Origin of the sequence: Priestia filamentosa, from assembly GCF_900177535.1 — a bacterium.
Classification (GTDB): domain Bacteria; phylum Bacillota; class Bacilli; order Bacillales; family Bacillaceae_H; genus Bacillus_I; species Bacillus_I filamentosa.
The window spans coordinates 386,232-399,463 of record NZ_FXAJ01000001.1 but is presented as its reverse complement, the minus strand read 5'-3'; the positions used below and the strand labels follow the sequence as shown (position 1 = coordinate 399,463).

Below are 13,232 nucleotides of genomic sequence, written 5' to 3'. Positions count from 1 at the left end.
TCCTCCTTATCCAAAACGTCCAGAAATATATTCTTCCGTTTTCTTTACAGATGGATTTGTAAAGATTTTATCGGTTTCTGCATACTCTACTAAATCTCCATTTAAGAAAAAGGCAGTTTTATCAGAAATACGAGAAGCTTGCTGCATGTTATGAGTAACAATGACAATCGTATATTCTTTCTTCAAATTGACGATAAGCTCTTCAATCTTAGCATTTGAAATAGGATCAAGAGCTGAAGATGGTTCATCAAGCAAAAGAATTCTCGGTTTCATAGCAAGCGTACGGGCAATACATAAGCGCTGTTGCTGTCCTCCTGAAAGAGATAGAGCTGACTCATGAAGACGATCTTTTACTTCATCCCATAGAGCTGCTTTTCGTAAGCTTTCTTCTACAACGCTATCTAAATTTTTCTTCCCTTTTATACCGCTGTACTTTAAGGCATGTGTAATATTGTTATAAATAGATTTTGGAAACGGATTTGGCTTTTGAAATACCATCCCAATTTCTTTTCGTAAAGAAACAACATTAATATCTTTCCCTAAAATGTTAATGTCTTCATACATGATCTTTCCTTCGCTTCTAGCAATTGGAATTAAATCATTCATTCGATTAACACTGCGGAGAAATGTGGATTTTCCACATCCTGACGGACCAATAAGCGCTGTTACTTTATTTTTCTCAATTTCAAAAGAAATTCCTTTTACCGCCTGGTTCTGTCCATAATAAATGCTTAAATCTTCAACAGATAACGATACATCTTTTTCTTCAATTCGTTCAGCTATACCTTCATTTTTATCTCTTTGTTTTAAGCTGGCGATATTGACCATATTGGAAACCCCCACTCTATTATTTTGAAGCTGTTAGTTTTTTATGAATAATACTTCCAATGAAACGTGCTAATAAGTTGAACACAAGAACTGCCAATACAAGTACTGCTGAAGAACCATTCGCAATCTCGCTCACGTCAGGAATAAGTCCTTGTGTATTTACAGACCAAATGTGTACAGCTAATGTCTCAGCTGGACGGAAGATATTTAATGGTGATGTTTCAGAAAACGGATTAAGGTTTGCATAATCAAGACGAGGTGTTGAAAGCCCTGCAGTGAAAAGAAGCGCTGCTGCTTCCCCAAAGACACGTCCAGATGCTAAGATAGCTCCCGTCAAAATAGATGGGAATGCTGTTGGCAGTAGAACCGTTTTAATCGTATGCCAATGTGTAATTCCTAATGCAAGACTTGCTTCTTTTTGATCTCTTGGTACAGAGCGAATAGCATCTTCACTCACACGTACCATAACAGGTAAGTTAAATACAGTAAGAGCTAGAGCTCCGCCAATAATCGTGTAACCCCAGCCTGTTAGGTTAACAAACATTAATAAACCAAACATTCCAATAACAATAGATGGAAGTGAAGCTAAAACTTCAATACAAGTACGAATAAAATCTGTTACTTTTCCTGGTTTTGCGTATTCAGCCATATAAATTCCGCCACCAATTCCAAGCGGAACTGTGATAACCATTGTGATGACGAGAATATATAGAGAATTAAAAAGCTGATCTCTTATTCCACCGCCTGCCATAACTGCACTTGATGGATTTGTTATAAAATCAAATGAAAGCTGTTTAAATCCGTTAACAATAATATAAGAAAATAATGCCACAAGCAGCGACACGATAATCCCTGCGATGATGATAAATACTCCTGTCGCAATTTTATCCCACTTCTTACTGTTCATTACATTTTCCTCCTAGCAGATAGATAGCGAATAACAAGAATGAAAGCAAATGACATAACCAAAAGGATAAGTCCCATTGACCATAGCGTATTATTTTCAATACTTCCGTATGTTGTATGTCCCATGTTAAGCGTAATAATCGTTGTTAATGTTGCTGACGGGTCTAGAAGCGTTTCTGGAAGATTTCTTGTATTTCCGATTACCATCTGAACTGCTAATGCTTCTCCAAATGCACGAGCCATCCCAAGAACGATTGCTGTTAAAAGTGATGGAAGAGCTGCAGGAATTAATACTTTTCGAATCGTTTGCCAACGAGTAGCCCCAAGCGCATAAGAGCCATCACGAAGACTTTTCGGTAATGAACTCATTGCATCTGTTGCAATAGTTGTAACCGTTGGAAGAATCATAATTGATAAAACAATTGTTCCTGTTAGTAAACTGAAGCCAATGCCTCCAAAATTTCCGCGGATATACGGAACAAGTATTGTAAGACCTATGAATCCATAAACAACGGACGGAATACCAACCAGCAGCTCAATAACCGGCTGCAAAATTTTTCGTCCCCATGAAGGTGCAATCTCCGTCATAAAAATAGCTCCTCCAATGCCAAGTGGAGCTGCAATAATTGCCGATAAAAATGTTACAGCAAATGAGCCGAAAATAAACGGTACCGCACCAAATTCTCCATTTTTTGGATTCCAATCTGTACTGGTTAAAAATTCAATTGGGCTTACACCATTTTTAATGAAGGATTGTAACCCCTTTACTGTTAGGAATATTGTAATTGCTACTGTTGCAGCAATCATGATTAATGCACAAATTCTTACCAACCATTTCCCACGCGTTTCATCCTTATGTTTATTTTTCTTTGAAGTGATGAGACGCTCCCTAGCTGTTAAACTCATTTTATTTTCCATTTTTAAAACACCCCTAATAACATTGCAATAGGGTAAATGCCTCCTTTTAGCACTTACCCTATTACTTTAAATAGTTTTCCTAAAGAGCCATGCAATGTTTTTATTTATCTGTTTGTTTACCTTCTGCGTCACGCTCAACTTTCATATCGATCGCTGGAATGTAACCTTGGTCTTTAAGAACAGATTTTTGGAATTCTTCACTCATCATGTAGTCTAAAAATTCTTTAGCTACACCATCAGCTTCGCCTTTAGTGTAAGAATGTTGGTAAGCCCAGATTGGGAATTCCCCTTTTTGAACATTCTCATCTGTTGCTTTAACACCATCAACTGAAAGTGGTGTTACTGTATCATCAGTGAAATATGAGAACGCTAGATATCCTACAGCACCTTCAGTTTCAGAGATAATTTTTTTAACTGTGTTTGAAGAGTCTTCTGTTACGCCTTCTGCAGGTGTTTCACCATCTAAACCATATTTTACAAAAGTATCACGAGTACCAGAAGAATCTGGACGGTTTACAAGAACGATTTTTTGGTCTTTACCACCAAGTTCTTTCCAGTTTTTAATTTCACCAGTGAATACTTTTTTAAGATCTTCTTTAGAAATATCTTTAATGCCTACTTCAGGGTTTACAGCAGCTGTCATACCAACAACGGCTACTTTATGGTCAACAAGCTCGTCTGCTGGAATACCTTCTTTTTCTTCTGCAAATACATCAGAGTTTCCAATGTCTACAGAACCTTCAGAAACTTGGCTAAGTCCTGTACCCGAACCACCAGCTTGTACTTGTACGTCAACATCTGGATTTTCATTCATAAACTGTTCAGCAGCAGCAGCTACTAAAGGTTGCATTGCACTTGAGCCAGAAACTGTGATTGATCCAGAAAGTTCTCCTGAGCCCTCTCCTGAACCACTATTTCCTTCACCGTCTTCTTTTGCACTGTTATTCCCACAGGCTGCAGCGATGATTACTACTAACGATAGCATCATCATAAATGTGAGACGCTTGAAGCTTTTCATTGGTAATTCCCCCTAAGAATATTCGTTGTTTTGTCCTACGAGTACTACAATAACGCTCAATTTTTAAACTAGTTTTAATCGAATGTAAATGTTTTGTAAATGTTGCATATTTTTTATAGCTCTTTTCTCCTATTTATCCCTGTTAAATCGACAAAAAAGGAAGACAATCGCGCTTGAACGCTTTCGTCTTCCCTCTTTTAGACCTAATTTATTTTAAAATATTATTGAGCATCTTCTTTATCTTCGTTTTGTTCAAAATAAGCATCCAGAATATCCATTCCAATATTTTTTGACATTGGATTATCTGAACTTATGGCATATGGCACAACAACGGCAAAGGCTACTTCAGGATTATCATATGGAGCATAGCCAACAAGTGTAACATTGTAGGTTTCTACATTTGGGCCTTCTCCTTCTGTGTAAAGAGACTGAGCTGTTCCTGTCTTACCAGCAGGTTTGTATGATTTACTTGCAAATTGTTTAGCTGTTCCCGTTGTCATCACGCTTCTAAAACCGCGTTGCACAATATCAATGTATTCATCTTTCATTGAAATGCGGTTTAAAATCTCAGGTTCTGTAGCGTGTAAAACTTTCCCCCGCTTATCTTCTTCAATAGTTGCCTCTCGAATTTCTTTCACAAGCTGTGGACGAACGCGGTAGCCGTCGTTTGCAATCGTTGAGACGTACTGAACAAGTTGTAACGGAGTATACGTATCATACTGGCCAATCGATAAGTCAAGTGCCAAACCTGGGTTGAACTCCGACCCTTTATAGCCTGTAAATTCATTTTGTAAATCCAACCCTGTTTCAACTCCTAAACCGAACTGGCCATAATAATTACGAAGTTGTTCAAATGTTTTAGGACCGATTTGCAGTGAGCCGTTTCGAATATACTTTGTTCCAGCCATTTCAATAACTGTTTTGAACATATATACGTTTGATGACTTCGCAAGAGCTCCATTGATACCAAGAGTTCCCAGGTTATTGCTATATGATCCTTTCTTTGGCGTGCTTGCAATGTAAAGTGGCTCATCTAAAAACATGGTATTTGGAGTAATTGCTCCTGAATCAAGACCCGCTAGAATTGTTGCTCCTTTTACAGTTGATCCCATACCATATGAAGAAACTAGGTTCCCAAGTGCAAAATCTTTAATTTCTTCTTTTTCGTTTTCATTTTTTTCAAATCGCTTTCCACCCATTGCTAGAATATCACCTGTTTTTGGGTTCATCATAATCGCAAATGCTCGGTCAAGATATGGTTCACCTTGATACGTTTTTAAATTTCTTGTTAGCGATTCTTCGACTGCTTTTTGAAGCTCCATATCAATTGTTAAAACAAGATCGCGTCCTCGCTCACCTTCTTGAATTGACTCTGTACCAATAATGTCCCCCTCTTCGTTGTTAATATATTCAACACGCTCTTTTTCTCCATTTAGCGTTTCTTCATAGCGAGCTTCAAGATAACTTTTTCCAACTCTATCACTTCTGCTATATTCTCGTACGAGAAAGTGCTGAAGCTTCTCTTCTGGCAATCCTTCTCCTTCAGAGGTGATGTTTCCTAGAAGAGAACGCAAAAGGTCATCATAAACATAGCTTCTTTCCCAAAGGACTGTTGTATTAACACCTGGAAGATCGGCTAGGTTCTCACTAACGCGGGCATATTCCTCTTTTGTAACACCTTCCCCTTTAATAACTTGAGGAGTTTGTTTATAACCGTCATCCATTGCAATTTTTATTGCAATAATCTCCTCATCTTGCTTAGAAAGTGAAGATAAATCTTTCTCTGTAATACGTTTGAGCTGCAGCTCATAAGCCTCTTTATCTGATAATTCTTTCTTTTCAATCTCTTCTTGTGGTACTTTTGCTTCTGCTTTCTTTTTATTCGTTAAAATCCAATAATCTTTTTTATCACGTTCCGTAACATCTTCGATTGGTTTATCAATCATTTTTGCTAGTTTTCTAGCTACTGAAAGTGTTTTTTCCGGATCATCCTCAAATCGAGTATACGTAATAGCCTCAAGCGGAACGTTATCAACAATTGATCTATAGCTGCTATCATAAATCTTTCCGCGAGGAACGGGGTTTTCAACAGACACGTCCTGTATTTCTTCCGCTTCGCGTTTGTACTCTTCTCCTCTTACAATTTGAACAAGTCCAAGCCTTAAAATAAGTACAGCAAAAAGAAAAAAGACAATACAAAACAATAAGTTGATTCTCGTTGAAAGTTGAGATTTTCTTCTCTTCTTTTTCATTCCTTCTCCCCCTGTAGAAATTCCTCAAAAAATAAAGGCACCTTGCAAAAAGGTGCCTCTACTTGTTGTCACATATAGTTTAATCCATTATTAGTAAAATTTCTACAAACTTAACTATTTTTCTAGTTTAGTCTTCACTGTTTAGAGCTTGAACGCCGCCTTCTGCATTTAAGTTTTCTTCTTGGTCTTTTTCTCCTTGTTTTTTCTTTTCGAAATAAGAGTCAAGAACATCTTTACCGATTTGTTGGCTCATTGCACCTACTTTATTACCGTTGGCATAGGGTACAACGACAGCAAAGGCAATTTCAGGATTGTCATATGGCGCATAACCAACTAACGTATGATTCTCTACTGAAGGAGGTTCAGTTCCTTTGGATCTTTTTCCTTCTGTATAAAATGACTCAGCTGTTCCTGTTTTTCCAGCCGGATTATACGTAGCATTTCTAAATGTTGAGGCTGCTGTTCCTTTAGCACCTACCATAACACGACGGAAACCGTTTTGTACAACATCAATATATTCTTGCTTCATTGAAATACGATTTAGAATTTCCGGTTCTGATTCATAAAGAATCTTGCCTTCCTGATCCTCATCAACTGTTGATTCACGTACTTCTTTTAAAAGTTGTGGTCTAACACGATAACCATCATTTGCGATTGTTGATACATACTGAACAAGCTGCAGTGGTGTATATGTATCATACTGGCCAATTCCTAAATCAAGCGCAAAACCTGGGCTATATTTTGAACCTTGATATCCTGTAAATTCATTTTGCAGGTCAAGTCCTGTTTCAACACCTAAGCCAAACTGTGCATAATAATTTCGTAGTTGATCAAATGTTGATTTTGGAATATTAATAGAATGATCATAAACATAGTTAGCATGGGCCATTTTCATCACAGTTTTGAACATATAAACGTTTGAAGACCTCTCTAAAGCTGTCCCAATTCCTATTGGTCCCATGTTAGTATAAGAACTCTTTTCTTTTGTCCCTTTGATTTTAACGGGTTGGTCATTAATAATGGTTCCAGGTCCAATCGCCCCTGAATCTAAACCAGCTAAAATTGTCGCTCCTTTGACTGTTGATCCCATGTTATAAGAGGAAACAAGATTTCCAAGCGCATAGTCTGTTAACTCTTCTTTACCTGTTTCTTCATTTGTTTGATAACGTTTCCCGCCTAGTGCTAAAATATCTCCTGTACGTGGGTCCATTGCAATAGCAAAAGCACGGTCCAAATACGGATTTGCCCCATTATGCTGAGCTTTAAGATGACTAGTTAAACTTTCCTCAACCACTTTCTGTAATTCCATATCAATTGTTAATACAAGATCACGACCACGCTGACCCTCTTTAATTAACTCCGTATCTAATATATCCCCTGCACTATTATTAATATACTCCACTTGCTCTTTTTGGCCGTGAAGAAGTTCTTCGTAGCGCGATTCAAGGTAGCTTTTTCCGACTTGATCATTACGGCCATAGTCACGGGTTAAATAATAATCTAGTTGCTCTTTTGGTAATCCTTCATCATCCCTTGTAATGTTGCCTATTAACGAGCGTAGTAAACCGTCATAAACATAGTTACGATTCCAGTATGTTGTAGTATTTACTCCTGGAAGATCGGCTAAATTTTCACTAACGCGAGCATATTCTTTAGCTGTTACTCCTTCATTCTTAATATATTGAGGCGTCATTTTATAGCCGCTGTCCATCTCCCGTTTAATCGCAATAACTTCTTTTTCCCCGGCTGAAATCGTTCCTAACTCTTTTTTCGTAATGCGATCAAGCTGCAGGCTATAGACCTTTTTATCTGACAGCTCTTTTTTCTCAATTTCGCTTTGCGGCACTAATCTTTTCGCTTTGTTTGGATGAATTAAAATCCAATAATCTTTCATATCGCGATCCGTTACTTTGTCTGTTGGCTTGTCAATCAGTTTTGCTAGCTTCTTCGCTACTTTCAACGACTGCTCTGGATCATTTTTAACACGCGTATATGTAATTGTATTAACGGGTTTGTTATCGACAATAGAGCGATGGTACCGATCATAAATTTTCCCACGCGGAGCAGGATTGCTTACTGTCGAGTCTTGTTCTGCTTCTGCTTCTCGTTTATATTCTTCTCCTTGAACAATTTGAACGAGACCAAGTCTCAAAATCAAAATGGCAAAAAGGAGAAAAACAACAAAAAAAAGAAGATTAACGCGCGTTGTAATGTGCGTTCTTTTTCTGCCTTTTTTTCTTTTCATGTTTCCCTCTCCTTACTATATAAGACCAAAATAAAAGCACCTTTTAAAAAGGTGCTTTTATGTTATATGACTATTATAATCCACTTTTGGTAAATTTTCTATAAAAAGAGGGTTTTTTCTATTTTAATCATCTCCACTTGATGCTTCGGAATCTTCACTGTCTACAGCTTGAACGCCGCCTGCTGCATTCAAGTTTTCTTGCTGATCTTTCTCGCCTTCTTCTTTTTTCTCAAAATAAGCGTCTAGCGCATCTTTTGCAACTTGTTGACTCATTGTCCCAATATCGCTTGTTGTGCCATATGGAACAACAACAGCGAAAGCTACTTCAGGATTGTCGTAAGGTGCATAACCTACAAGCGTATGGTTCTCTGTTTCAGGTGGTTCTGTACCTTCTGGACGATTTCCTTCTGTATAGAATGACTGAGCTGTACCTGTTTTTCCTGCTGGATTGTATGCTGCATTTTTAAATGTCTTTGCAGCTGTACCAGATGTCATAACACGACGGAAACCGTTTTGTACAACATCAATATACTCATCTTTCATAGAAATGCGGTTTAGAATTTCTGGTTCTGATTCATAAAGAATTTTTCCTTCTTTATCCTCATCAACCGTTGCTTCTCGAACTTCTTTTAAAAGCTGCGGCTTCACTCGATAACCGTCATTTGCAATTGTTGACACATATTGAACAAGCTGTAGCGGTGTATATGTATCATACTGACCAATCCCTAAGTCAAGTGCAAAACCTGGATTATATTTTGTACCTTGATATCCTGTAAATTCATTTTGTAAATCAAGACCTGTTTCAGTCCCCAGACCAAATTGTGAATAGTAATTACGTAGTTGATCAAAAGTTGATTTTGGAATGTTAAGTGAACGTCCAGGAACGTAATTAGCATCAGCCATAGCCATTACTGTTTTAAACATATAAACGTTTGATGACATCTCTAGAGCTGTTCCTATCCCAATTCGTCCCATATTTTTATATGATTTTTTAAGGGGCGTTCCTTTAATTTTGATTGGTTCATCTACAAAAGTAGTTCCTGGTTGGATAGCTCCTGAATCAAGACCTGCTAAAATTGTTGCTCCTTTAACAGTCGAACCCATGTTATAAGAGGAAACAAGATTTCCAAGCGCATAGTCTGTTATCTCTTGAACTCCTGTTTTCTCATTTTTCTCATAGCGCTTTCCAGCCATTGCTAGAATGTCACCATTACGTGGATCCATCATCATAACAAATGCACGGTCCATATATGGATTTCCACTATGATGAGCCTGAAGACGTTTTGTTAAACTCTCTTCGACTGCTTTTTGAAGTTCCATATCAATTGTTAATACAAGATCGCGACCGCGTTGCCCTTCCTTGACTAACTCAGTATCTAATATGTCGCCTGCTTCATTATTAATATATTCTACTTGCTCTTTTTGACCGTTTAACAGTTCCTCGTAGCGAGATTCAAGATAGCTTTTCCCAACTTGGTCGTTACGACTATAGTCACGCGTTAAGTAGTAGTCTAAGCGGTCTTTTGGAAGCCCTTCTTCATCGCTCGTAATATTTCCTAAAAGTGAGCGAAGCAGTCCATCATAAACATAGTTTCGTTTCCAGTATGTTGTTGTATTAACCCCTGGAAGGTCAGCTAAATTCTCACTAACGCGAGCATATTCTGCATCTGTTACACCTTCATTTTTAATGTTCTGAGGCGTCATTTTGTACCCGCTGTCCATTTCGCGCTTGATTGCGATAACTTCCATCTCAGCATCCGAAATAGAAGCAAGATCTTTCTTTGTAATACGTTCAAGCTGAAGTTCATAGACTTTATCATCAGCTAACTCTTTTTTCTTAATTTCACTCTGTGGAACTAGATTTTTGGCTTTTTTCGGGTGAACCATAAGCCAATAATCTTTCATATCTCGTTCTGTTACTTTGTCTGTTGATTTATCAATAAGCTTTGCAAGCTTCTTCGCCACTTTAAGAGACTGTTCAGGGTCATTTTTAAAGCGCGTATACGTAATTGCATTAAGCGGCTTGTTATCAACAATTGAACGATGATATCGATCATAAATCTTGCCCCGTGGAGCTGGGTTACTCACTGTTGAATCCTGTGTTTCTTCTACTTCTCGTTTGTAATCTTCACCTTGGACAATCTGAACAAGACCAAGCCTTAAAATTAAAATTGCAAAAAGAAGAAAAACAACAAAAAACAGGAGGTTAAGTCGCAACGAAATGTGCGTTTTTTTTCTTCTCTTTTTCTTCATCCCTTCACCTTCAATCTCTCGCTATTCCACAAACAAATAAGACACCTATGGAAGGTGCCCTATTAACTGTCTAGTGTTATTTTAATGCAAATAAAGAAAGATTTCTACCGCCAAATTACTCATGCAGGTGACTCTCCATCACCTTCATTTAAAGTTTTTTTGGAAATTGAGGGTTCTTCTTCCTTTATTTTTTCTAAGGGCTTCAATGATACATGACGAACAAAAAAATAAATAGTTGCATGTCCAACTCCGATTATTGCTAAAAGAATGGGCACACTTTGTTTTTCATCAAAAAAGGTGATAGCCCCGATAAATAAAAGAATTGAGATAATTCGTCCCATATTTAAAAAAACATCCCGTACAACGATAAACTCAATTCGCTTTTCTTTAATTCCTTCGGCCCTTCCAATTACGTCAAATGTAATCGACATATAAGGAACAAGTAAAAGCGGATATCCGATTGCAATGCAAACAGCATAGCATAACAATTTAACATATGTTACTTTAAAAATAATTAAAAAGACAGAAGCATATAGCAAAAGTCCACCTGCTAAGATTGACTTGTATCGATGCTTCTTCTTTATAAATCGTGATGCTAAATAATAGCCCACAAAAGCGACGGCAGAATTAACAAGACCAAATGTTCCTAGCGCAAGCTCACTGTTTGTCGTAATAAAAACAAGAACAGAGATAATAAAAATAAAGGTTCCTTCTCGGATTCCTTGAAAAAGGTGTGCATATAAAATAAGACGCCAGTTTCGATTCTTTTTTCGTTCGGCAAGTACTTCTTTAAAGCGATACTTTCCTTCTGCTTCTCTTCTTTTAAGAAAGAAACTTAACACAACAGCGCTTAGGAATAGAAATAAAGAAGTAAAAAAGATAATTTTATATCCCGTCATTTTAATGAAAGACGAGATAATCAATCCTGCTACAATAGGACCAATCATTCCTGCGAATGAATTCAATATCCCCATAAATCCGTTAAAAAAATCTCTTGTTTCAGGTTCTGTAATCTCAAATGTTAATACATCAAAAGCAAGCCAGTAAAATCCATAGCCAATTCCAAGTAGAGCCCCTAAGAGTAAAAGGAGCGATGAAGCATTGTTCCCAACAAGTAAGACCGTAATATAAAAGACTGCTAAAAATGATACTCCTAGTCTTAAGACAATAACTCGATCCACTTTCTTAGCAAGCTTCCCTGCTACAACAAATGTCAAAGGATGAAAAATCACAATGGCTAAGTTGTAGAGCGCGAGATCTAAAAACTGCCCTGATTGCTTCCATAAATAGACGTTTACGAACGTATTGGATAATGATATTGCAAGTGAATAAAGAGCTCCAACCGTTAAAAGAAGCAAAAGATCTTTCGTAACTTCAACATCTCCAAACACTTTTTTCAAAACTGCCATACGTAAAACTCCTTTTCTCTTCTACCCCTAGTTTGGCAAAAGATAAAAGAGTTATACTACATAATGTAATTTTGAACAAAGGAATATCACTTCTCTAATAAAAAGACTCGGAGACATTTTGTCTCCGAGCTTTTTATTAGAAGCGTTTCTCTTATTTTGCTGCTTCGTAGCGTTTTGATACTTCGTCCCAGTTTACAACATTCCAGAATGCTGAAATGTAGTCTGGACGACGGTTTTGGTAGTTTAAGTAGTAAGCATGCTCCCAAACGTCTAAGCCTAGAACAGGTGTTTTACCTTCCATAAGCGGTGAATCTTGGTTTGGAGTGCTTGTGATCGCAACTTCGCCGTTATCTACAACAAGCCAAGCCCAACCAGAACCGAAGCGGCCTGCTGCAGCTGCTGCGAATTCTTCTTGGAATTTCTCGTAGCTTCCAAACTTTTTGTTGATTGCATCTGCTAATTCGCCAGTTGGCTCACCGCCACCTTCTGGTGAAAGGATTGTCCAGAAAAGGCTGTGGTTAGCATGTCCACCACCGTTGTTGCGTACAGCTGTACGAATGTTTTCAGGTACAGCGTCTAAGTTTGATACTAGTTCTTCAATGCTTTTAGACTCAAGATCAGTACCCTTGATTGCATCGTTTAACTTCGTTACATATGTGTTGTGGTGTTTCGTATGGTGAATGTTCATTGTTTCCTTGTCGATATGTGGTTCAAGTGCGTCATACGCGTAAGGTAATTGTGGTAATTCATGTGCCATGAAAAATTCCTCCTTTAGATTATGTAAAATTTGTGGTAGCAAAAATTGCTCCGTTAGCTTTAGAATAGCAAATATACCCTATTGTTTCAATTAAAATGATTTTCTTCTTGCTGAAACAACGAGTTTATATTTACCTTTTACCCGATTTTTATACGACTAAACAAAAAAAGTTTTCTGCTATGCAGAAAACTTGTTAATGTTATATGTATGGAGGAGGAAGGGGGATTCGAACCCCCGCGGGTTTTGACACCCCTGTCGGTTTTCAAGACCGATCCCTTCAGCCGGACTTGGGTATTCCTCCACTTAAAATTATGGTGGACCCTGCAGGACTCGAACCTGCGACCGGACGGTTATGAGCCGTCTGCTCTAACCAGCTGAGCTAAGGGTCCATTATGAATACTATAATAAAACAATAGCGGCGGAGGGGATCGAACCCCCGACCTCACGGGTATGAACCGTACGCTCTAGCCAGCTGAGCTACACCGCCAAATGGCTCCACAGGTAGGATTCGAACCTACGACCGATCGGTTAACAGCCGATAGCTCTACCACTGAGCTACTGTGGAACATTAAATAGGACAATATCTAATTTATCATCAAGACAATCTTTTGTCAATCGTTTTCTAAGAAAAAAATAAAGTTAAAGT

The 13,232-nt window shown here is 37.9% G+C and carries 9 protein-coding genes and 4 tRNA genes; all 13 read right to left on the bottom strand.

Annotation, left to right across the window (positions count from 1 at the left end; genetic code table 11):
• Positions 1-6: 6 nt before the first annotated feature.
• Positions 7-828: a phosphate ABC transporter ATP-binding protein PstB gene (gene pstB, locus B9N79_RS02115; RefSeq protein WP_040056799.1), complete on the bottom strand. Its 822-nt coding sequence runs from the start codon at positions 826-828 to the stop codon at positions 7-9.
• Between the two features lie 19 nt (positions 829-847).
• On the bottom strand, positions 848-1,735 hold the full coding sequence (gene pstA / locus B9N79_RS02110; protein ID WP_019391478.1) for a phosphate ABC transporter permease PstA: 888 nt from the start codon (positions 1,733-1,735) through the stop codon (positions 848-850).
• Complete coding sequence (pstC, locus tag B9N79_RS02105; RefSeq protein ID WP_040056800.1) at positions 1,735-2,652, bottom strand: phosphate ABC transporter permease subunit PstC; 918 nt, start codon at positions 2,650-2,652, stop codon at positions 1,735-1,737. The genes pstA and pstC overlap by 1 nt, the downstream gene beginning before the upstream one ends.
• Before the next feature lie 100 nt (positions 2,653-2,752).
• Positions 2,753-3,670, bottom strand: a complete 918-nt coding sequence (locus B9N79_RS02100) for a phosphate ABC transporter substrate-binding protein (RefSeq protein WP_019391476.1) — start codon at positions 3,668-3,670, stop codon at positions 2,753-2,755.
• A 221-nt stretch (positions 3,671-3,891) separates the two neighbouring features.
• Positions 3,892-5,922, bottom strand: a complete 2,031-nt coding sequence (locus B9N79_RS02095) for a peptidoglycan D,D-transpeptidase FtsI family protein (protein WP_085117695.1) — start codon at positions 5,920-5,922, stop codon at positions 3,892-3,894.
• Positions 5,923-6,049: 127 nt separating this feature from the next.
• On the bottom strand, positions 6,050-8,167 hold the full coding sequence (locus B9N79_RS02090) for a peptidoglycan D,D-transpeptidase FtsI family protein (RefSeq protein WP_040056802.1): 2,118 nt from the start codon (positions 8,165-8,167) through the stop codon (positions 6,050-6,052).
• Between the two features lie 123 nt (positions 8,168-8,290).
• A complete protein-coding gene (locus tag B9N79_RS02085) occupies positions 8,291-10,420 on the bottom strand; it encodes a peptidoglycan D,D-transpeptidase FtsI family protein (RefSeq protein ID WP_040056803.1) in 2,130 nt (709 codons plus the stop codon).
• 119 nt (positions 10,421-10,539) lie between these two features.
• Positions 10,540-11,829, bottom strand: a complete 1,290-nt coding sequence (locus B9N79_RS02080) for an MFS transporter (protein ID WP_040056804.1) — start codon at positions 11,827-11,829, stop codon at positions 10,540-10,542.
• A gap of 151 nt (positions 11,830-11,980) precedes the next feature.
• Entirely contained in the window at positions 11,981-12,586 is a 606-nt protein-coding gene (gene sodA / locus B9N79_RS02075) for a superoxide dismutase SodA (RefSeq protein WP_046217860.1), read from the bottom strand.
• Positions 12,587-12,794: 208 nt separating this feature from the next.
• Positions 12,795-12,887, bottom strand: a tRNA-Ser gene (locus B9N79_RS02070).
• An 11-nt stretch (positions 12,888-12,898) separates the two neighbouring features.
• Positions 12,899-12,975: transfer RNA gene (locus tag B9N79_RS02065), tRNA-Ile, on the bottom strand.
• A gap of 24 nt (positions 12,976-12,999) precedes the next feature.
• Positions 13,000-13,073, bottom strand: a tRNA-Met gene (locus tag B9N79_RS02060).
• A 3-nt stretch (positions 13,074-13,076) separates the two neighbouring features.
• Positions 13,077-13,151: transfer RNA gene (locus B9N79_RS02055), tRNA-Asn, on the bottom strand.
• Positions 13,152-13,232: the final 81 nt, after the last annotated feature.